This window comes from Agromyces aureus (genome assembly GCF_001660485.1).
GTDB classification, from domain to species: Bacteria; Actinomycetota; Actinomycetes; order Actinomycetales; family Microbacteriaceae; genus Agromyces; species Agromyces aureus.
In genome coordinates this window covers 1,042,188-1,062,359 of record NZ_CP013979.1, presented here as the reverse complement: position 1 = coordinate 1,062,359, position 20,172 = coordinate 1,042,188, and the positions used below count along the sequence as shown (strand labels likewise).

The window sequence follows — 20,172 nt, the reverse complement described above, 5'->3', positions numbered from 1 at the left end:
GCTGACCGTTGCCACCTTGACAACGATGTCAAAGGTAGGTCTAGTCGAAGTCGCTGTGTATAGTCAAGCCCAAACCCCGCATTGGAGATCGAACCGTGACATCGATGTCAATCTCAGATGAGCCCGAGGCCGGTCGCACCGCAGGTGCGAACGCCGATGCGCTCGTCTCCCACGAGCCGCGTTCACGGGCTCGGCCCACCATGCGCCACGTCGCGACCCTCGCCGGCGTCGGCGTGAAGACCGTCTCCCGCGTCATCAACGGCGAGCCCAACGTGTCGGCGGCCACGAGCGCCAAGGTGCTCGCGGCGGCCCGATCGCTCGACTACCAGCCCGACCTGCACGCCGGAAACCTGCGTCGCGCCGACGGGCGCACGCGCACCCTCGGGCTGCTCGTCGGCAGCGTCGACAACCCCTTCGCCGGCGCGGTGCACCGAGCCGTCGAAGACGCGGCACTCGACCACGGCGTGTCCGTGTTCGCCTCGAGCCTCGACGACGACCCCGAACGCGAGCAGGCCGCGGTCGCGGCGTTCCTCCGGCGCCGCGTCGACGGGCTCATCCTCACGACGGTCTCCGAGAGCCAGTCGTACCTGGCCCCCGAGGTCCGGCGCGGCACCCCCGTCGTCTTCGTCGACCGCGAGCCGGCTGGCATCGCCTCCGACGCCGTCGTCAGCGACAACACCGACGGCGCCGCACTCGCCACCCGGCACCTGCTGGCGCACGGACACCGCCGCCTCGCCTACCTCGGCGACCGCAGCGACATCCGCACCGCTCAGGAACGTCGACGCGGGTTCCTCGACGAACTCGGCCGGGCCGGCATCGCGACCGGCGACGTGCCCGTCATCGAGGGCATCCACGACGAAGAGACGGCCAGGCTCGCGACCCTCGCCCTCTTCGACACCGACGAGCCGCCCACGGCCATCTTCGGCGCTCAGAACCTCGTGACGATCGGCGTGATCCGCGCGTTGCGAGAGCTCGGGCGCCATCGTGACACCGCCCTCATCGGCTTCGACGACGTGCCGCTCGGCGACCTCCTCGACCCCGGGGTGACGGTCATCGCGCAGGACCCGCACACGATCGGACGCCTCGCCGCCGAGCGCGTCTTCGCCCGCCTCGACGGCGACGAGTCTCCCGCAGCGCGCGTGGTCGTGCCGACGGTGCTCATCGAGCGCGGCAGCGGCGAGTTGCCTCCGCGGACGGCGCACCGATGACCGCACGGACTCCCGAGCCGACCGGGACTCGACGTCCCCGCATCGCCGTGATCGGCGACGCGCTCATCGATGAACTGCGCAGCCCCTCGGGCACCCGCGAGTTCGTCGGCGGCGCCGCCCTGAACGTCGCGGTCGGGCTGTCACTGCTCGGCGAGGAGGTCACCCTGCTCGCCATGGTTGGCGACGATGCCCCGGGCGATCGCATTCGCAGCTACCTCGCCGACTACGGCGTGCACCTCGTGGCGAGCCCGTCGCCGCTCGGCACGTCGCGGGCCGTCTCCGACCGGGCGGACGGCGGCGAACCCCGCTACGAGTTCAACGCCGCCGCGCAGGCCAGGCGGCTCGCGTTCGACGACCGGGCCGTGGCCGCGCTCGACGACGCCGATCTCGTGGTCGTCAGCTGCTTCCCCTTCGACGACGTCGACCAGACCGAGGCCCTTCGCACGGCGATCACCGCACCGCGCGACCGGCTCGTGATCGACGGCAACCCGCGCTCGGGCATGATGCGCGACCGCGACGAGTTCCTGCGCGGATTCGAATCCCTCGCTCACGAGGCCCTGCTCGTCAAGGTCGGCGACGAAGACGCGGAGCTGCTGCTCGACGCGCCGTTGGCGGAGTTCGTCGAGCGACTTCGTGCGCCTGCGCTCTCGCTCGGGGCCGACTCCCGCGCCGGCGGCCCCGCCGTGCTCGGGACGGCCGGGCGCCTCGGCGCCGCCGTGCATCACGACTCGGGGGTCGCTCGGGCGGGAATCGTGCAGCTCGACGGGCCCGTCGTCGACACCATGGGCGCCGGCGACGCGACCCTCTCGGCCGTGGTGCATCGGCTCGCGGTCGACGGCATTCCGACGACGGATGCCGCGTGGTCGGCCACCCTCGCGGAGGCCATGACGATCGCCGCCGCGACCGTGCGCAGCGAGGGCGCGCTGCTGCAGCGCCCGCCGCAGGAGTCGTCGCTCGGCAGCTGATCGGTGCTCGTCGCGCCGCACCGTCGCGCCGCGACATCCGTCGCTTGCATTGTCCGTCGGACACTGCGTAGCATCGCCGCCAGTCACCCTGACAACGATGTCACGGCTCAGGGACGAGCCGCGCGACGAAAGGCGAATCGATCGATGACGACGAGATCCAGACGACGAACGACGGCGGCGGGCATCGCCGTCGCGGCCCTCACCACGGCCCTGGTCGGGGTGCAGTTGCCCGCGGCATCCGCCGACGAACCCGACCCCGGCGGTGAGCGCTACCGGCCCGCCGTGCACTTCACCCCCGAGCGCAACTGGATGAACGACCCGAACGGCCTCGTGTACGACGACGGCACCTGGCACCTGTTCTTCCAGCACAACCCCGCGGGCACCCGCTGGGGCAACATGAGCTGGGGGCACGCGACGAGCGACGACCTCGTGCACTGGCAGGAGCAGCCGCTCGCGATCGCGCAGGGCTTCGATGACTCGGGCACGGCGATCGAGGACATCTTCTCGGGTTCCGTGGTCGTCGACGAGCAGAACACCAGCGGCCTCGGCACCGCCGAGAACCCCCCGCTGGTCGCGATCTACACGAGCGCGTACACGCCGGCGCATCCGACGCACGCCGGCATCCAGGCGCAGTCGCTCGCCTACAGCACCGACGACGGCCAGACGTGGACGAAGTACGCGGGCAACCCCGTGCTCGACCGGGACTCGGCGAACTTCCGCGACCCGAAGGTGTTCCGCTACGAGAACCCGGCGACGGGCGAGCAGTACTGGGTCATGGTGGCCGTCGAGGCGCTCGACCACCGCGTGGTGCTCTCCCGCAGCGACAACCTCATCGACTGGACGCACCTCTCGGACTTCGGGCCGGCCAACGCGGTCGGCGGCATCTGGGAGTGCCCCGACCTCTTCGAGCTGCCGGTCGACGGTGACCCGGCGACCACGAAGTGGGTCATGATCGTGAACCTCAACCCGGGCGCGGTGGCCGGCGGCTCGGGCGGTCAGTACTTCGTCGGCGACTTCGACGGCACCACGTTCACCTCGGAGAGCACGGTCACGGCAGACAACCTGCCCGCGGGCGAGGTCTTCGCCGGTTTCGACGGCGGCGACTACGACGGCTGGACCGTCGCCAACGAGCCGGGCAACCGGCTGAACGGACCGTGGACGGATGCCCCGGCGAGCGGTTCGCTCGCGGGCCAGAACCCCGTCACGGGATTCGTCGGCGCCGGGCTCGTGAACGGCTTCGCCGACGGCGACTGGCCGGTCGGCACCCTGGAGTCGCCGACGTTCACCATCGAGCAGCCCTTCGTGAACCTGCTCGTCGGTGGCGGCAATCACCCGCACGTGCCCGGCACCCAGCTCGGCAACGAGCCCCCGCCGGGCGACCTGCTCTTCGACGGCTTCGAGTTCGCCGACGGCACCACCCTGGCTGACACCGGCTGGCAGGCCACGGGCGACTTCGCCACCGAGCCGGCGCGCAATCCTGCGACGGCGGGCGGCGACTTCTTCATCGGCTCGAAGCGCATCAACACGTGGGAGGGCGGGCCGCGCGGCGACGACAACGTCGGCGACCTGACCTCCCCCGCCTTCCGCATCGGTGCGGACGACACGAAGCTCTCGTTCCTGCTCGGCGGCGGCCGGCGCGACCACGGCTCACTCGAGGTGCAGCTGCTCGTCGACGGCCAGGTCGTGCGCACGCAGACCGGCGCCGACGCCGGCCAGCTCGCCTGGCATTCATGGGACGTCGCGGAGTTCGCCGGCCGCGACGCCCGCATTCGCGTGCACGACGCCGCGGCCGGCGGGTGGGGGCACCTCACGTTCGACCACGTGGTGCTCGGCGCCGAAGCGGCGGTCCCGCGTAGCGACGAGACGAGCGTGAGTCTCGTCGTCGACGGCGAGGTGGTGCGCACCGCGACCGGCGCGAACAGCGAGACGCTGGACTGGACGAGCTGGAACGTCGAGGAGTTCGCCGGGCACGAGGCATCCGTTCGCATCGTGGACAACAACCGGTTCGGCTGGGGGCACATCCTCGTCGACCAGGTCATGTTCGCCGACGAAGCCGCCGCGCCGCGCATCGAGGGCTACGACTGGCTCGACTGGGGCCGCGACTACTACGCGGCCGTGTCGTTCGCGAACGCGCCCGACGGCCGGCGCGTGAAGCTCGGCTGGATGAACAACTGGGACTACGCGAACGAGATCCCGACCGGGTCGTGGCGCAGCTCCATGGCGTTGCCGCGCGAGGTCGCGCTCGCGACCACCGACCGCGGGCCGAGGCTCGTGCAGCAGGTGGTCTCCGAGGTCGCCGATCTCGAGCAGTCGCGCGAGGCCGAGACGGTCGGGCCCCGTGCGATCGAGGAGGGCAGCACGGCACTGGATGTCGCGGGCGACGTGTTGAAGATCGACGCCGTGTTCGAGGCGGGCGATGCCGACGAGTTCGGCCTGAGCGTGCTCGGCGACGGCGCAGGCTCGGCGACGCGCATCGGGTACGACGTCGCCGCGGGTCGCCTCTTCGTCGACCGCCGCGCCTCGGGCGACACGTCGTTCCACCCGTCGTTCTCGTCGATCGACGACGCCCCGGTCGTGCTCGACGACGGGCGCCTCGCCGTCACGGTCTACGTCGACCGGGCGTCGGTCGAGGTGTTCACGGCCGACGGGCGCACGACGATCACCGACCAGGTGTTCCCGACCGAGGGGGCCGACCGGCTGGGCATCTGGGCCGAGGGCGGTGACGCACGACTCGTGTCGCTCACCGCGACGCCGCTCGCGACGGCGATGTTCGCGCCCAAGGGTCCGGAGGAACCCGAGGTTCCGACCGACGACGGCGCCACCGCGCCACCCGCTCGAGGCGTGCTCTCCTCGAACAACGGGTGGGACACCGGGCTGCACGACGGCGACTTCGACGTGACGATGAACCTGTGGTGGGGCGAGAACGCGAGCCTGTTCCGGCTCTACCGCGACGGTGAGCTCGTGCACACCGAGCGCGTGACGCCATCCACGCCGGCCGCGCAGCGCGTCGTCGTTCCCGTGGCCGGGCTCGGCAACGGCACGTACGAGTTCACGGGCGAGCTGGTCAATTCGAAGGGGGCCACGCCGACCGGTCCGCTCACGGTGAAGGTGCGCGACGCGAACCCCGGCAAGCCGCTGTTGAGCCACGACAACTGGGACCGCGACGGCGACTACCGCGTCACGGCCGACCTGTGGTGGGGCCAGAACGCCACGTCGTACCGGTTCCTCGAGAACGGCGTCGTCGTGGCCGAGGGGAAGCTCACCGCGAAGACGCCCGGCGCACAGCGCGCGACGCTCGACGTGGCCGGCAGGCCCAAGGGGTCGTACAGCTACACGGTGGAGTTCCGGAACGCGGCCGGCACGACCACGAGTGCGCCCGTCACGGTGCAGGTGGCGCGATGAGAGGCGACTGACAGCGGTCGGCCCGAGACGACAGGATGCCCCGGGGAATCACTCCCCCGGGGCATCCGTCGTCTCACCGTCGCCTCAAGGCAATCTCAAACCGTGGCGAGGCGATGACGTGTCGTGTCCGCTGCCTCACGGCGTCGGACGCGGGTCGGGCGTCGAGGGCACGTTCGCCGCGAGGTTGGACGGCACGTCAGCCCAGCCGCCGAGTCCGTCGACGCCGTACGAGCGATCGACGCGGCTGTTGCTGCCGTCGATGTCGAGTCGGACGGTCGGGGCGAGGGTGCCGCCGCGCGTGAAGTCGTCCGACGTCCCGATCGTGTCGATGAACGACTGCACGAGCCCGTCGGGCATCACGTAGTGCGAGTACGACTGGAAGTGACCGGGGTGCTGGCCGACGGCGGGCGCGAAGGGGTCGCCGCGCGGGATGTTCAGGTTCGTCGGGTTGCCGAGCACGAGGCCCGAGCCCTGGTTCATCGGCTGGAAGTCGCTTCGGATGCCGTCGCCGACGAATCCGTAGACGCCCTCGGGGCCGTCGATGTTCCAGGCGTAGGTGCCGCGGTGGCTGATGGTGAAGAGGTAGTACTTGCCGTCCTCGATGTAGATCTGCGGCCGCTCGGTCTGGTCGGTCACGCAGTTGGCCGAGAGGATCGGCGGCAGGAACTTCCAGTCCGTCATCGCGAGGTTCTCGCTCACCGCGAGGCCGACGTTCGCCATCTGGTAGGTCGCGCCGCTCTCGAGCACCTCGTCGAGCGACTCGGCCTCCGGATCACCTTCGGCGTAGCCGAGGTCGTCTGCCGTGCAGGCGCGGTTCTCGCGCGGCACGGCCGTGTTGCCCTCGAAGACCATGTACGTCTCGCCCGGGTTGGCCGGGTCCTCGAACGTGAACGGGTCGCGGAAGTTGAAGAACGGGTTCTGCTCGCCGTTCTGGTAGTACTCGCCGTCGGCCTTCAGGAGCTCGTGCTGGTCGCGGAAGCCCGTGAACCAGACGCCGGTCTCGTCGGCGAAGATGCGGCCCTCGGTCTGCACGAGACGGGGGTCGTAGGGCTTGGTGTCGGCGTTCGTCACGGGATCGCGGAAGAAGGCGACCGACGTGTAGAACAGTCGGAGCTTGTCGTCCTCCATGAGCCGGGTCGATCCCGACCACTGCGTGTAGTGGCTGAACGAGCGGTCCTCGAAGATCGCCGTCGACGAGGAGGTCACGTCGTTCTCGGGGAAGACGAGGCCGCCGTAGGTCCAGCCGCCGTTCTCGGGGCGCTGATCGTCGGGGATGTCCGCCTTGCGGAAGAAGTAGCCGAGACGTGCGTACAGGTGGCGCTCATCGAATCCGAGGTCGCGATCGGCGACGAGGGAGAAGAGCACCTCCCACCCCTTGTAGCTCGGCTGGTCGCTCGAGCCGTCGGTGAGGGTCCAGCTGTCCCACACCCACACCTCGTCGTTCGACATGTCGGGGAAGTCCTGCGGCACCGTGGGCATGGTGACGTCTTCGGGCATGGAGTTCTCGCCGGCCGGCGCGGTCGGGTCGCTCATGGCCTTCATCTGCATGGCGTCGGCCCTGGTCCACTTCGAGGTGAAGTCGGATTCCGGTTCGTAGGCCTGCTGCGAGTGCTCGGTCGGGTTCGGGAACCCGGCGTGGTCGGGCACGAACGGTTCTGCCGCGTTCGCCGGTGCGGTCGTCGCGACGGTGGCCGCGACGAGCACGGCTGCGACGACGGCCGCGATGGCACGGCGCTTCTTGATGGTCTGGTTCACGTTCTTCGCTTTCGTTCGGGAAGCCGTGGCTCCCTGAGCGGTCTCGGACGGTCGTCCCTCGAAGTCGTGACGCTTCTGCTTTCCCCCAGCGGCGACCGTACGCGAGCACTGATCACGTTGTCAACCTTGATTTCATGCGGATGTCGGTTCTCCGCCCGATCTCGCGAGAGGCTCCGCCGAGTCGTTCCCAGCGCTGGCGCCGATGAACGCGCTCCCACCATTCGCGACCGCTGGATCGAGATTTCCGAGGCCATCGCGGCGTCGGAATCGACGAGTTTGCAAATCGATTTGTATCTGGTTATGGTGGCGAGGATTCCTCGAGTGGCGCATCCGCTCTCTCCCTCCACCATCAGTTGCGAAGACGCATCGTCGCTCTTCCGGCTCATGGGCCGAGACGGTCGGCGGTGCTCCAACCACCACGGAGAATCATGAACCGCACACATGCCACGGGGCGAGCGCTCCGCACCGGCGCCGTCTGCACGCTCGCCGCAGCGAGCGCGCTCGGCCTCGCCGCGATCGCGGCGGCACCCGCCACCGCCGCGGGCACAATCCAGACCCTTCGCGCGGTCGACGCCACCGCGGTCGCGGGCGGCATCGTCGGCAACGGCGTGAAGCTCGTCTCGGCGACCGCGTCGGGCTCCGACGTGCAGGTCGGCACCTACTCGGGCGTCGACCTCGGCCAGGCCGGCCTCGCCGACGGCGTCGCGCTCTCGACGGGCAGCCTCGTCGACGCCGACCCCCAGGCCGCGAGCGACACCGACTTCACCTCGTCGGCCCTCGTCGGCCCGAACGAGAAGCTCACCACCACCGGTGACTTCGGCGGCGCAGGCGACGACGACCTCACGGCGCTCGTCGGGGCCACCACCTACGACGCCGCGACGCTCGAGCTCACCGTCGTTCCGGCCGGCGACGACCTTGCGCTGCGCTTCCTCGTGGGCAGCGAGGAGTATGCCGGATGGGCGAGCGACTTCGGCGATGCCGTCGGCGTGTGGGTGAACGGCGAGCTCTGCTCGGTCGTGCCCGGCACCGACACCCCGGTCGGCACCGCGTCGATCAACGCGTCGACCTCGCCCGACCTCTACTCGGCGAACTTCGACGACGTCACGCCCGGTGCCGACTTCGACACCGAGTTCAACGGCTTCACCGCCGCGATCGACTGCACGGCGACCGTCGTGGCAGGCGCCGAGACCACGGTGAAGCTCGCCGTCGCCGACACCCGCGACGGTCAGCTCGACACGACGCTCCTCGTCGGGGCGGCCTCGATCACGTCGACGGCTCCGGTCGAGCCGACCCCGACGCAGCCGGCGACCGACCAGCCGACGACTCCCGGAGCCGGCACGGCCTCCGTCGGCTCGACGACCGCGACGCCGACCGCGTCCAAGCTCAGCGCCACGGGCTTCGACACGGTGCTGCCGATGATCCTCGCCGCCGGCGCACTCCTGATCGGTGCGGCGAGCGTCACCGCGGTGAAGCTCCGCCGCCGGTTCGCGACGGCCTCCCCGACCGACCCGAAGTCGGACGATGCGTCCTGAGCGGATGCCGCGCACCCTCGCCCTCTGCGGGCTCGCCGTGGCGGCGGTGGCGACCTCGGTCGTCGCCGTCGCCCCGGCGCACGCCGCTGAACTCGGGCTCGAGGCATCCGTCTCCGTCGTCTCGCAACCGGGCAAGGTGGACTCGACCGTCGAGTGGCGCCTGCCCGACGGCGCCGCGATCGGCGACCTCGTGACGATCACGCTCCCGGGCCACGAGGCGAGTGCGCTCGGCGCGACGCCCGTGCTGCTGGCGAGCGACGGCACCGCGCTCGGCTCAGGCGAGCTCACCCCGAGCGGCGAGCTGCGCTTCGTGCTCGATCGCACGCCGACCAGCCGGTCGGGCACCTTCACGCTCACCACGATCGAGACCACGAGCGGTGGGGCGGATGCCGCGGAGCATACGTCGTCCGCGACCGGCGTCGTGCGCCCGGGCGACCGACCCGGCCCGGCGTTCGGTGCACCCGAACGTGATCGCACGAACAAGTACGGCGCGTGGACCGACGAGTCCGAGTCGGCGATCCACTGGACCGTCGAATCCCCCGCCGGCCCGTGGGACCGGCTTGAGATCACCGACCCGGCGGCCGCCGGCCAGGTCGTCGATTGCGAGCAGCCCGTCACGGTGCGGTCGACGACCACCGTCGATCCCGTCACCGGATACCTGCTCGAGCTCGAGGCCGTCGCCCCGAGCCGGGTGAGCGTGGACTGCTCGACGACCGGAGTCCGCGTGGTGGTCGCTCCTGTCGGAGCGGGTGAGATCGTCGAGGTCGGCTTCGTCTCGACCACGACGTCGCCCGATCTCGCCGACGGCGGGTTCTCGAACACCGCGACGGCCGTCGCCACCAGTTCGGCCATCGCCCCGACGGTTGAGCGCCGCTCGACCTTCACGCCGGCCGTCCTCCCCGGGGCCCCCGGCGAACCGGGCGAACCCGGCGAACCCGGCGAGCCCGGCGAGCCCGGCGAGCCCGGCGAGCCCGAGCTCACACCGCCACCGGTGTCATCCGAAACCCCGCCCGCACTCGCGAATACCGGCCCGGCCGGGCTCGACCTGCTGCTGCCGCTCATCGGCGCGTCGATGCTCGCAGGACTCGTCCTGGTCGTGGCATCCGCTGCCCGGCGGAGGGCGGCAACCGAAGGAGCACGATGACCAGCGAGAAGCCCATCGACCCGCGCACGCCCGACGAGGCACCCGCGGTGGCGTCGGCTGCGACATCCGCCCCCCGCTCGCGGCGGCGCGCGACGACCATCACGGTCGTCGCCGCCGTCGCGGTCGCGACCACCGCCGCCCTCGTGCTCGCGCTCGGACCGCTCGCGCCGCGCCCGAACGCACCGGCACCCACGGCGCCGCCGACCGCGACGCCGGCCCCGACCTCGCCCGAGACCGCGTACCAGCGCCCGGCCGACTGGTCGCCGTACCGCCCGGCCGTGCACCTCACGCCCGCGGAGCGCTGGATGAACGACCCGCAGCGTCCGTTCTGGCTCGACGGACGCTGGCACTACTACTACCTCTTCAACGCCGACTACCCCGAGGGCAACGGCACGGAGTGGTACCACGCGACCTCGACCGACCTCGTGCACTGGAGAGACGAGGGCGTGGCCATCGACAAGTACGAGAACGGCCTCGGCGACATCGAGACCGGCAGCGCCGTCATCGATGTCGAGAACACGGCGGGCTTCGGGGCCGGCGCGGTGATCGCCGTGGTCACGCAGCAGCACGAGGGGGTCCAGCGGCAGTCGCTCTTCGTCTCGACCGACGGCGGGTTCCGGTTCGAGCCGATCGACGGCAACCCCGTGCTCGACAACCCCGGCGTGCGCGACTTCCGGGACCCCAAGATCGTGTGGGACGAGGCTCGACGCACCTGGATCATGGTGCTCGCCGAGGGCAGCAAACTCGGCTTCTACACGTCATCCGACCTGCGCGACTGGACCTACCGCTCGGGCTTCGACCGCGACGACCTCGGCCTGCTCGAGACCCCCGACCTGTTCCGGATATCGGTCGACGGCGACCCCGCGAACACGCGCTGGGTGCTCATGGCGGGCGCGCACGGCGACCTGGACCGCGACGGCATGTCCACCGGCACCGCGTACTGGACGGGCGACTGGAACGGCGAGCGCTTCACCGCCGACCGCGACGAGCCGGCCTGGCTCGATCGAGGCGCCGACCTCTATGCGACCGTCACCTGGGACGACTCGCGGCTCGCACCGGCCGAGCGTCTCGAGCGCCGCTATGCGATCGGCTGGCTCAACAACTGGGCCTATGCGGGCGACCTGCCGACCGAGGACTGGCAGGGCGGCGCCGCCTCCGTCGTGCGTGAGATCTCGCTCCGAACGATCGACGGGGTGCCCACCCTCACCTCGGCTCCGATCGAGACGCTCGCCGAGCTGGAAGGCGCACCGGCGAGGGCGACCGACGTGGTCGTGCGCGAGGCTCCGGATGTCTCGGCGGCCGGCACTCGGGCCGAGACCGTCTCCGCGCTCCCCCAGCCGACCTCCGACGCCTACCGCCTGCGCGTCGAGCTCGCCGCGACCGAGGCCGAGCGCGGCGAGGCGCGCATCCGCGTGAAGGAGGGCGGCGGCCACTTCGCGACCGTCGGCGTCGACTTCGCCACGAACCGCGTGTTCATCGCGCGCGACGCCGACACCGCGGCATCCGCGATGCCCTCGGTCTACCGAGAGGTGCGCTGGGCGAACGTCGCGCCGCGCGATGGCGTCGTGACGCTCGACGTGATCGTCGACGCCGCATCGGTCGAAGTCTTCGCGAACGACGGCGAAGCGGTGCTCTCGAGCGTGATGTTCCCGTCGCCGGGCGCGAACGGCCTCTCGGCCGAGGCGGTCGGCGGCGACATCCGCTTTCGCTCGTTCGAGATCTCGCCGCTCGCGGTGGCACCCGTCGAACGCCTCGACTGAGGTCAGAGCGGCGTCGTGGTCGAGGTCGACGTCGACGGAGCGGGCGGCGGGGCGACCGACTCGCGTTCGACGAGCCGGCACGGAATCGTCGCCGACTCGACGTCGGGGTCCTCGCCCGCGACCCGGTCGAGGAGCCGCGTCACCGCCCACCGCCCCATCTCCTGGTGCGGCAGGCGGATCGTCGTGAGCTTCGGCACGAGCGCGTCGGCGACGTTCGCGAGGTCGTCGACGCCGATCACCGAGCACTCGCACGGAACGTCGATGCCGAGGGCCTGCGCGACCTGCATGACGCCCATCGCCACCTGGTCGTTGAAGCAGAAGACGGCGGTCGGGCGGCCCGGGCGATCGAGCAGTTCGACGGCGGCCTCGCGCCCGCCCTCGGCCGTCGACGCGACGTGCGCGACATCGGCGACGCGCAGGCGCACGCCCGCCTCGGCGAGCACGGCTCGCAACCCGGCCTCGCGTCCGCGACTGGCCAGGGTGTCGTCGACGGTGTTCGCGAACGCGATCCGCCGGTGGCCCGCCTCGAGCAGCCGTCGGGCCGCCATCCGCCCGATCTCCTCCTCGTCGGGAGCGACCGCATCGACCAGCCACCCGCCGACGGATTCGGCGTTGACGAGCGCCACGGGAACGTCGATCGGGATCTCCGGCTGATCGACGGCCTGGTGGAACATCCGGGCGATGGCGATGCCGTCGACCCGCTGCCCGAGGAGCAGCTCGATCTGGCGTGCCTCGAGCGCCTCGTCGCCCTGCGAATCGACGACCAGCAGCAGCACGTCGCGCTCGGATGCCGCATCGTGCGCGCCCGCGATGAGCTCGCCGGCGAACGGCGTCGTCGCGATGCCCGACCCGACGAAGCCGATGATGCCCGTGCGCTGGCGGCGGAGCCCCGTCGCCACGCGATCGGGCACGTAGCCGAGCTCGCGGACCGCAGCGAGCACTCGCTCCCGAGTCTCCTCGCGCACCCCTCGGGCTCCGCTCAGGGCATGCGACACGGTCGTCGGAGACACCCGCGCGACGCGCGCGACATCCGTGATCCTCGGTCGCTGACCCGAGGCCGCCCGACCCCCGGCCGCGTGTGCACTCACGCTGCCCAGCCTAGAACCGGCTTCGCCGACCGAGCCGGGCGGAGCGAGTGCCCGCGGTGCCGGCGCCGGGCAGGCGCGGGCCCGAGGCATCCATCGTCGACTCCCGGCGCAACGCCGACCGGGTGGTTGCCGCCATCACCCGGTGACGCTCACGCGAGCGCCGGATACGGGTACTCGGCCGAGCGCCCCTGGAACTGCAGGATCGCCTCGTTGCGGACGCGACCACCCTCGATCTCGATCGCACGGCTGATGGTGTCCGACTCGGCCCACGCCCCAGGGCCCTCCATCACGGTGCGGAGGAACGGCATCAGGGCTTCGCTGATCTCCCACGTGGCCGAGTTCCACAGGTACGACGGGCTGTGGTCGACGGCGTAGTAGTTGGTCGAATCACCGACCGTGAACATCGGGTCGGCGAACGAGGTGGGCCGCGCCCACTCGAATCCCATTCCCTCGTCGATCGAGACGTCGACGATGAGGCTGCCGGGGCGGAAGGCGCCGAGGTCCTCGGTGCGCAGGTAGGTGAGCGGTGCGTTCGGATCCTGCAGGGTGCAGTTGACGACGATGTCGTGCGCGGCGAGGAACGGGGCGAGTGCGACCGGGCCGTCCTCCGTGTTCACGGTGCTCGCGAACGGCGCCTGCGGGTCGTGTTCGAACTGGATGATGTCGACGGACGGGATCGGGGAGCCGACGGCAGCCGTGTCGCGGTTGGTCAGCACGCGCACGTCGTGGATGCCGTGCGCGTTCAACACGGTGACGGCGCCGCGCGCGGTCGCGCCGAAGCCGATCACCACTGCGTTGAGCCGCCGCCCGTAGTCACCGGTTGAACCGCACAGTTGCAGGGCGTGCAGCACGGAGCAGTACCCCGCGATCTCGTTGTTCTTGTGGAACACGTGCAGCCCGAACCCGCCGTCGGCCTTCCAGTGGTTCATGGCCTCCCACGCGATGAGCGTGAGGCCCTTGTCGATGGCGTATTGGGTCATGTCCCGGTCCTGGACGCAGTGCGGCCAGCCCCACAGCACCTGTCCGTCGCGGAATTCGGCGAGGTCGGATGCGAGCGGCTTCGGCAGGGCGATGACGTCGGCCTCGGCGATGATTGCCTCGCGGGTGGACATTGCGCCCACCAGCGGAGCGAGCTGCTCGTCCGAGAAGCCGAAACGCTCGCCGTAGCCGTGCTCGAGGATCATGTTCGCGCGCAGGTCGGCGTCGATCCGCTCGAGGTGGGAGGGATGGATCGGCAGTCGCCGCTCGTCGGTCTTGCGCGAGGTGACCAACACCCCGAGTTTGAGGAGAGCGGGTGTCGGCGTGTTCATGTGGGCTCCAGTTGTGCGGCTGCCGGTGTCGGCTCGAGCTCGCTCACCGGCATCCGTCATGGCAGGTGTAGACCACGGGTGAACCGCCGTCCGTCGAACCGGCGTCCTTCCCTGAGGGTACGTCACGGAGGTTCGCCCGATCACTGATCGCGGCGAGGCCGCTGGGAGGATGCCGATCCGCGACTCCCTCATCCCCGATGACTCCTACGTCGAACAGTGGAAGATCGATGATGCGCTGGCCCGAGGCCGCCGCACCCCCGGCCGCGTGTGCATTCACGCTGCCCTGCCGAGAACCGGGACGCGCGATCGCCCGGAGCGGGACGCTCGAGATCGCGGCGCTGCAGTTGCCCGCGGCGCGGAGCCGACGACGTCCGCGCGGGCGGACGGCTCCCCTCTTGTCTCACGTTCCCGCTATGCCAATACCGCCTCACGATGAGGCGGAACTGGCATACGGAATCCGAGACGGCACCCGTAATCTCGGGCTCGACCGACGCGGTGCTGAGGGCATATTATGAGATGGATCGAATACTGGAGGCGAGATGAGCGCAGGAACCCTTATCCGCGCCGCCCGGCGGAGCCGCAAGCTCACCCAGCAGGCGCTCGGCAAGCGCGCGCAGTTGTCGCAGTCGCATGTCTCGCTCATCGAGCGCGGTCGCCAGAACCCATCGTTCGACGCCGTCGAGCGCGCCCTCCGAGCGACCGGACATCGACTCGTGTCGGTGCCGACGGTTCGCGATGACGCAGCCGCGATCGCCGCCGACATCCGCTTCGCGGTTGCCGACGGTCGCGAAGGCGTCGCGTTGCGTCGATTCATCCAGTTGAACGACAACCTCAGCGCCGAGCACGGCGCAGCACGGTTCGCGCTCACCATCTCCCCGCCCGAATCCACCGGCAGCCGGCAATGGGATGCCGCACTGGCCGCACTCGTGGCGCACCACCTGATCGCCGAGGAGCTGCCTGTCCCCGACTGGGCGACAAATCCCGACCGCACACTGCGACGCCCGTGGACCGTGGGCGAGGGCCCGTACACGCTGACGCCGAGCCCCGATCGGGTGCCGCCCGAGTTCGCGCGGCGCCGCGTACTCGTCGACGCCGACACCCTGATCAGCGCATGACGCGGTTCGATCGCGACGGGCTGGTTTTCGGACTTCGCCAACTGGTCGCCACCCTCGGCGCCGGCGGCGAACGCAGCGGCATCAGTATCGTGGGTGGCGCCGCGCTCGCGCTCCGCTACTTCGATCGCGAATCGACCGTAGACATCGATGCGCACCTCATCGGCGATCACGAACGCGTGCTGGCAGCCGGTCGCGAGATCGCCGAAGCGAATGGATGGCCGGCTGACTGGCTCAACGATCAAGCGTCCGGCTTCATCCCGAACTACGGTCGCCGCACCGCCGAATGGGAGTCGATCTACGACGACGGCCGAGTCGTCATCCAGGTCGCCTCTGCCGACGCGCTGCTCGCGATGAAACTCCGCGCGAACCGGCCAGGGCGAGACGACACCGATATCGCGAAGCTCATGGTGATCTGCGACATCCGATCGATCGACGCCGCCGCCGATCTGTACGAGGACCACTACCCGGCTGAAGCGCTGGCCGAACGCGCGGTGCGCATGGTCGCGCGAATCCTCGAGGTGGGCCTCCCGCCGCTGCCTTCGACTCCGCCGAAGCCCGCGATCGCCTGAGCCGGGGCTGACGGCCGCCCGCGGCATCCGCTCACCCGATCAGGTCGGCGACCACCTCGACGATCACGAACACGCCGAACGCGAGCAGCAGCAGGCCGCAGACGGCCTCGAGCACGGCGCGCGGGCGCGGGCGCAGCAGGTGGATGCGCGCCCAGCCGGCGAGCACCGAGACGATCGTCAGCCAGATGATGCCGAGCACGGCGTGGATGCTGCCGAGCAGCAGGCCGAGCCACACCGTGAGGGTCTGCCCGATGAACAGGCCCGGCATGATCGAGAGGTAGAACACGCCGATCTTGGGGTTCAGGAGGTTCGTGAACAGGCCGGTCGTGAAGGTCTTCCAGGTCGCGAGGGGCTGCACATCGGTGGCGGGCGCGGCGTCATCGGTCGACTCGGGCGTGCTGCGCCAGATCTGCCGCGCGGCGATGAAGGTGCGCACTGCGAGGGTGCCGAGGTACACACCGCCGGCGAGCGCGATCACGGTGTAGGCGACCGGGAAACGCACGAGCAGCAGCGCGACGCCGAGGCCGGCGAGTCCGGCCCAGACGATCACGCCGCAGACGATACCGAACGCCGCGACCACACCGAGGCGCCACCCGTCGCTGAGGCTCGTGCGGATCACGAGCACCGTGTCCGACCCCGGCGCCAGGGTCATCGCGAGGGCGAGCCAGGTGAAGGCGATGATGCCGGCGGTCGGATCGGAGGACGTCATGCCGTCATGCTGGCAGCGCGCGTTCGGCGGTCAGGGAGGACCGCCAAGGCCGAACGAATTCGCGCCAACCGACGCACTCGCGATCAACGGCTCTAGATTAATACGTACATAGGTGCGTATAGTCGCACCCATGCCACGACGACGCGCAGGAGTACTCCTCCCGATCGAGCTCGCGATCCTCGATGCGGGGCTCACCATCCAGCCGCGAGAGGGGTCGTTCTTCGGCTTCGCGCTCGCGCGCACCCTCGCCGAGCAGGACGGGTCGGCCTTGCCCTCGCACGGCACGCTCTACCGGGCATTGAACCGAATGGATGCCGCGGGGCTGCTCGAATCCGAGTGGGAGGCGCCCGAGCTGGCCGAGGCCGACGGGCGTCCGCGCCGCCGTCTGTACCGCGTGACCGGGGTTGGCGAGGCCGCGTTCCGCGCCGCAGCCCAGGCCGCCGCCGCCCAGAGCGCCGATCAGTTCCGCACCGCGACCGGGGAGGCGCTCGCATGAGCGGCCTGAGCAACAGCAGCGGCACGGGCAACGGCACCGGCACCGGCACCGGCGCGGTGGAACGCGCCGCCCGGGCGACGCTGCACTGGTCGCTGCGGTACACGGGCGGGCTCGATCCCGTGGTCGCGGCCGATCGTCAGAACGAGATCCTCTCCGACCTGCACGAGCAGGCGGCGTGGGCGACCGAGGCCGGCGTCAGTCAGCGGGCCATCGCGAGGTCGATCCGCGCGCGCATGCTCCGCGGCATCCCGGCCGACCTCAGCTGGCGTCGCACGCAACTCACGGGCGAGGAGACCGCCCGGTGGAGCGCCCCGCGCGTCGACGGGCTGCTCGTCGCCGCCGTCGCACTCATCGGCATCGTGCAGGTCGCCGTCGGCACGTACATCGCAGCCCGGCAGACGCGCGCGCTGCTGATCGGCGACATCGGCTTCATTCCGAGCTCCGCGGCGATCACCATCGCCCTCGGCTCCATCGCGCTCGTCGCCACCGCGCTGCTCTGGCACCGGAGCACGCGGCACTGGGGCGCGATGATGCTCGCGGTCACGGGCGTGCTGATCTTCGCGCAGAGCGTCGAGGCGCTGTACTACCTCAGCGCGACGGCGCTCGTCGTGATCCTCCGCGTGACCTGGCTCGAACCTGCCGCGTACGCCATCGGCCTGGGCGTCGCGATCGTCTGCCTCACGGGCACCGCCCAGTGGGCGATGCCCGCGCACCTGGTCCCCGCCACGTCGAACCGAAGGGAATCCCGATGAACATGCAGCACCTGCTCGACGACGAACGTCAGCGCGAGCACCAGCGCACGCAGCGTCGGATGCCGCGGCATCGCCTTGCACTCCTGCTCGGCGCCGTCGGAGCGGTCATCGCGATCGGCACCGGATCGGCCTTGGCCGCGGCGGCGGTCGCCTCGATCACCGAGCGCGACGAACTGAACGCCGTTGCGGAGGCGTCGCTGCCCGTGTTCACGCCGCCCGCGGAACTCGAACCCTCGACGACCCCGCCGGCGCCGAACCCGACCGAGGCACCGGCGGCCGCCGCGGCCGAGGAGACGGCCGTCGTGGAGGACCCGGTCGAACCTGATCCCGGCGGCATCGCCATCATCCACGGGCACACCGTGTACGACGAGAACACCGACCTCGCGCTCATTCCGAGGCCGTCGGCGGAATTCGTCCAGGAGTGGGCATTCGACGCCGAGGTGATCCTGATGCAGAACCACCTCGACGCCGTCTGCATGGCCGAGAAGGGGTTCAAGGCCGCCTACATCCTGCTCTGGGAGACGTGGGAGCAGGGCGACACCATGCAAGCGGTCGGTGCGCTCGACACCTTCAACGAGTCCCGGAATCCCGAGTGGCAGGAAGCCATGTGGGGTGCTGACGACCAACCGCTCGGCGACGCCTACGACTGGCAGCAGGCCGGGTGCCACGGGGCATCCGTTCACCACACCGGCATGGACGACGCCAACTAGGACGACGCCAGCACGGACGACGCCAGCTCGACGGCCCGAAGCGCTGCCGCGACATCCTCGGCGACGAGGTCGGCATTGAGCGCGCCGGCCACGAGCGAACCGAGCCCGAGAGAGACCGAGACGTTGGCGCGCACGTTCACGACGTTGCCGACCGCCCAGACGCCGGGCACCGAGGTGCGCCCGTCGGCGTCGACGTCGACCCAGTCGCCGAGCTCACTCTCGGTGGTCGCGGCTCCGAGCGATCGCAGCAGCGCATCGCGCGGCCGCATGGTCGGGCCCGTGAAGACCACGCCGACGTCGATGACGCGGCCGTCGACCTCGACCCCCGTCATCCGCTCGCCCTCGATGCGAAGGCCGGTGACGGCGCCCGATTCGATTCGGATGCCGCGGCTCACGAGTCTTTCGAGGTCGGTTCCGGATGCCGCGCCGACGACGTTCTCGAAGTAGACGACGCGATCCGACCACTGCCGCAGCAGCTGGGCCTGCTCGACGCTGCGGGGCGAGGTCGCCACGACGCCGATGACGTCGTGGCGGTGCTCCCACCCGTCGCAGTACGGGCACACGACGACGCCTCGGCCCCACTGCTCGCGGAATCCGGGGAGGTCGGGCAGCACGTCTTCGAGGCCGGTCGCGACGAGGAGCCGTCGGGTCCGGAGTAGGCCCTCCGCCGAGCCGACCTCGATGAGGTCTCCGGCGACGCGCGCCGACGGCGACTCGCCGTCGATGAACCGCACGCCGTACCCCGCTGCCTCCGCGCGCCCGCGCTCGAGCAGCACGCGCGGCGACAGCCCGTCGTGCCCGAGCACGCCGTGCATGTGCGCCGCCGTGCGGTTGCGGGGTTCGCCCGAGTCGATCACCACGACTCGCCGGCGGGCCCGCCCGAGGGAGAGGGCGGCGCTGAGCCCGGCTGGGCCCCCGCCGACGATGACCACATCCGTGAGCGCCGCGTCGTTCACGTTCGCCCCGGCATCCGTTCGTTCCTGTGCGTTCTCGACCATGCCGTCCATGCTGGTACGGTGCGACTGAAGCGGCAATCGAAGTTGCCGGAACGGCAACGAGGAGGCACCGATGGAACAGCGCGACGAACTGGCCGGCATCGGCGAACGGCTGCGGGCGATCCGCGAGTCCCGGGGCCTGACGCTCAAGGCCGTCAGCGAGGCGAGCGGCATCTCGACGAGCACGCTGTCGCGCCTCGAGTCGGGTTCGCGGCGCGCTCAGCTCGACCTGCTGCTGCCGCTCGCGCGGCTGTACCGCCTGCCCCTCGACGACCTGGTCGGGGCGCCCGCGCTCGGCGATCCGCGCATCCACCCGCGACCGAAGCTGCGGCACGGCGTCGTCACGGTGCCGCTGTCGGGCGGGGCCGGCCCGTGGGAGGCGTTCAAGCAGGTGCATCCGCCGACCCCCGAGACGCCGATCCGGCAGTTCGTGCACCCCGGATGGGACTGGATCTACGTGATCTCGGGGCGTATGCGGCTGCTGCTCGGCGACGACGACCTCGTCATCGAGGCCGGCGAGGCCGCCGAGTTCGACACCCGCGTGCCGCACGGGTTCGCGAACCACGGCGACGACCTGCTCGAGGTGCTGTGCCTGTTCAACGCGCAGGGCGCGAAGGTGCACACGCGCGCATCGGCCTGACGCGTGGGTGTCGTCGGGCGGG

17 protein-coding genes are annotated in these 20,172 nt (G+C 70.8%); 12 read left to right on the top strand and 5 right to left on the bottom strand.

Annotation, left to right across the window (positions count from 1 at the left end; translation table 11 throughout):
• Positions 1 to 104 precede the first annotated feature (104 nt).
• The 3 genes from ATC03_RS04570 to ATC03_RS21190 all read left to right on the top strand — a co-directional run bounded on the left by ATC03_RS04570 (position 105) and on the right by ATC03_RS21190 (position 5,575).
• Positions 105 to 1,208 carry a LacI family DNA-binding transcriptional regulator gene (locus ATC03_RS04570; protein ID WP_335622266.1) on the top strand — a complete coding sequence of 368 codons (1,104 nt, stop codon included), beginning with the start codon at positions 105 to 107 and terminating at the stop codon, positions 1,206 to 1,208.
• Positions 1,205 to 2,173, top strand: coding sequence for a carbohydrate kinase family protein (locus ATC03_RS04565; protein ID WP_067873677.1), 969 nt, complete (start codon positions 1,205 to 1,207; stop codon positions 2,171 to 2,173). The genes ATC03_RS04570 and ATC03_RS04565 overlap by 4 nt, the downstream gene beginning before the upstream one ends.
• Before the next feature lie 144 nt (positions 2,174 to 2,317).
• Positions 2,318 to 5,575 carry a GH32 C-terminal domain-containing protein gene (locus ATC03_RS21190; protein WP_067873674.1) on the top strand — a complete coding sequence of 1,086 codons (3,258 nt, stop codon included), beginning with the start codon at positions 2,318 to 2,320 and terminating at the stop codon, positions 5,573 to 5,575.
• Between the two features lie 135 nt (positions 5,576 to 5,710).
• Here ATC03_RS21190 and ATC03_RS04555 read toward each other — a convergent pair whose 3' ends face one another.
• A complete protein-coding gene (locus tag ATC03_RS04555) occupies positions 5,711 to 7,330 on the bottom strand; it encodes a glycoside hydrolase family 68 protein (RefSeq protein WP_084003288.1) in 1,620 nt (539 codons plus the stop codon).
• A gap of 428 nt (positions 7,331 to 7,758) precedes the next feature.
• Here ATC03_RS04555 and ATC03_RS04550 point away from each other — a divergent pair, with 428 nt between their 5' ends.
• The 3 genes from ATC03_RS04550 to ATC03_RS04540 are packed head-to-tail and all read left to right on the top strand — an operon-like array spanning position 7,759 to position 11,766.
• A complete protein-coding gene (locus tag ATC03_RS04550; RefSeq protein ID WP_067873671.1) occupies positions 7,759 to 8,862 on the top strand; it encodes a choice-of-anchor L domain-containing protein in 1,104 nt (367 codons plus the stop codon).
• A gap of 4 nt (positions 8,863 to 8,866) precedes the next feature.
• A complete protein-coding gene (locus ATC03_RS04545; RefSeq protein ID WP_067873668.1) occupies positions 8,867 to 10,006 on the top strand; it encodes a hypothetical protein in 1,140 nt (379 codons plus the stop codon).
• Complete coding sequence (locus ATC03_RS04540) at positions 10,003 to 11,766, top strand: glycoside hydrolase family 32 protein (protein WP_084003287.1); 1,764 nt, start codon at positions 10,003 to 10,005, stop codon at positions 11,764 to 11,766. Before ATC03_RS04545 ends, ATC03_RS04540 begins: the two co-directional genes overlap by 4 nt.
• Before the next feature lie 2 nt (positions 11,767 to 11,768).
• Here ATC03_RS04540 and ATC03_RS04535 read toward each other — a convergent pair whose 3' ends face one another.
• Positions 11,769 to 12,944 carry a LacI family DNA-binding transcriptional regulator gene (locus tag ATC03_RS04535; protein WP_084003286.1) on the bottom strand — a complete coding sequence of 392 codons (1,176 nt, stop codon included), beginning with the start codon at positions 12,942 to 12,944 and terminating at the stop codon, positions 11,769 to 11,771.
• A 59-nt stretch (positions 12,945 to 13,003) separates the two neighbouring features.
• Positions 13,004 to 14,164: a N(5)-(carboxyethyl)ornithine synthase gene (locus tag ATC03_RS04530; protein ID WP_067873665.1), complete on the bottom strand. Its 1,161-nt coding sequence runs from the start codon at positions 14,162 to 14,164 to the stop codon at positions 13,004 to 13,006.
• A 539-nt stretch (positions 14,165 to 14,703) separates the two neighbouring features.
• On the opposite strand from ATC03_RS04530, the gene ATC03_RS04525 reads away from it, so the two are divergent.
• Both ATC03_RS04525 and ATC03_RS04520 read left to right on the top strand, forming a co-directional pair.
• Positions 14,704 to 15,279, top strand: a complete 576-nt coding sequence (locus ATC03_RS04525; RefSeq protein WP_067873662.1) for a helix-turn-helix domain-containing protein — start codon at positions 14,704 to 14,706, stop codon at positions 15,277 to 15,279.
• On the top strand, positions 15,276 to 15,848 hold the full coding sequence (locus ATC03_RS04520; protein ID WP_067873659.1) for a DUF6036 family nucleotidyltransferase: 573 nt from the start codon (positions 15,276 to 15,278) through the stop codon (positions 15,846 to 15,848). Before ATC03_RS04525 ends, ATC03_RS04520 begins: the two co-directional genes overlap by 4 nt.
• A gap of 31 nt (positions 15,849 to 15,879) precedes the next feature.
• Here ATC03_RS04520 and ATC03_RS04515 read toward each other — a convergent pair whose 3' ends face one another.
• On the bottom strand, positions 15,880 to 16,557 hold the full coding sequence (locus ATC03_RS04515; RefSeq protein WP_067873655.1) for a LysE family translocator: 678 nt from the start codon (positions 16,555 to 16,557) through the stop codon (positions 15,880 to 15,882).
• Positions 16,558 to 16,687: 130 nt separating this feature from the next.
• Here ATC03_RS04515 and ATC03_RS04510 point away from each other — a divergent pair, with 130 nt between their 5' ends.
• From ATC03_RS04510 to ATC03_RS04500, 3 genes are read left to right on the top strand one after another with little or no spacing between them, the layout of a single operon-like run.
• Positions 16,688 to 17,053: a PadR family transcriptional regulator gene (locus tag ATC03_RS04510; protein WP_067873652.1), complete on the top strand. Its 366-nt coding sequence runs from the start codon at positions 16,688 to 16,690 to the stop codon at positions 17,051 to 17,053.
• Entirely contained in the window at positions 17,050 to 17,805 is a 756-nt protein-coding gene (locus ATC03_RS04505) for a hypothetical protein (protein ID WP_067873649.1), read from the top strand. Before ATC03_RS04510 ends, ATC03_RS04505 begins: the two co-directional genes overlap by 4 nt.
• Positions 17,802 to 18,515 (top strand): hypothetical protein, encoded by a 714-nt coding sequence (locus ATC03_RS04500; protein WP_067873646.1) that lies wholly within the window; start codon positions 17,802 to 17,804, stop codon positions 18,513 to 18,515. Before ATC03_RS04505 ends, ATC03_RS04500 begins: the two co-directional genes overlap by 4 nt.
• On the opposite strand, the gene ATC03_RS04495 is transcribed toward ATC03_RS04500, so the two are convergent.
• The gene (locus tag ATC03_RS04495) at positions 18,512 to 19,513 is read right to left on the bottom strand and encodes an NAD(P)/FAD-dependent oxidoreductase (RefSeq protein WP_084003686.1); all 1,002 of its coding nucleotides are present in this window, start codon (positions 19,511 to 19,513) and stop codon (positions 18,512 to 18,514) included. The genes ATC03_RS04500 and ATC03_RS04495 overlap by 4 nt on opposite strands.
• Positions 19,514 to 19,583: 70 nt before the next feature.
• Here ATC03_RS04495 and ATC03_RS04490 point away from each other — a divergent pair, with 70 nt between their 5' ends.
• On the top strand, positions 19,584 to 20,150 hold the full coding sequence (locus ATC03_RS04490; RefSeq protein WP_067873642.1) for a helix-turn-helix domain-containing protein: 567 nt from the start codon (positions 19,584 to 19,586) through the stop codon (positions 20,148 to 20,150).
• Positions 20,151 to 20,172: the final 22 nt, after the last annotated feature.